Annotated in this window: 2 protein-coding genes; both read right to left on the bottom strand. The window is 69.8% G+C overall.

The features are described 5' to 3' along the window. The coding region (locus AC1D12_RS34605; protein ID WP_477845567.1) for an RNA polymerase sigma factor at positions 1-310 on the bottom strand (310 nt) is incomplete at its 3' end. Positions 311-330: 20 nt separating this feature from the next. Then, the coding region (locus AC1D12_RS34600) for a SidA/IucD/PvdA family monooxygenase (RefSeq protein WP_477845566.1) at positions 331-731 on the bottom strand (401 nt) is incomplete at its 5' end.

The following is a 731-nucleotide window of genomic DNA, read 5'->3' as shown; positions in this document are numbered from 1 at the left end:
GCACCTGCCGCTGTGCCGTCACGTACTCGCACGACGGTGCTGCCGCCTGCCGGCTGACTTCGGATTGCTGCGCCGCCCAGCTCTGCACCACCTGGCGGTGCCGTGCCTCATCGATGCACAGGTTGCGCGCGACGCGGAACAGCAGCGCGCGCGGCGACGCGATGGCTGCATCGCCCAGTGCCTGCGCATACACCCGCTCGAAGCTCGACTGCGCGATGTCGGCCGCGTGCTGCGGATCCCGAAGCTCGCGCGTCAGCTGCCGCCGCAGGTCTGCACAGTGGGCCACCAGGTCCTCGATCAGCTCGCGCATGCGTTGGAAGAGCGCTCCGCTCAATGAGAATTGTTCGCATTGAGTGTAGCAAGGTTCGTCGCGATCTCGTTCGAGCGCACTGCGGTGATCGACAGCAGCGTGTCGCTGAGCCCGTGCGTGGTCTCGCAGGCGCCCTGCAGGAACACCGCGGGGCGGAACTCGCGCGGCGCGATCACGCGGTAGTCGCGGTCGACCTGCAGGCGCCCGAGCCATGGGGCCAGCTCGCCGAGCAGCGCGTGGTGCTGCTCGCGCGCATAGCCGGTGGCCAGCACCACCGCGTCGTAGCGCTGGCTGCTCTCGCGCGAGGCGTTCACGTCGAGCAGGTTCAGGTGGATGCCGTCGGCCGCGGCGCGCACGCTCTGGATCTCGTGGCGGCGCAGGAAGCGGTGGCGCTCGTCGCCGCTCACGCGCTGCTCGTAGA

The sequence above is a fragment of the Rhizobacter sp. P1_G5 genome, assembly GCF_056405435.1.
Note: the sequence above shows the minus strand (reverse complement) of the source record. Positions and strands in the feature narration are given on the sequence as shown.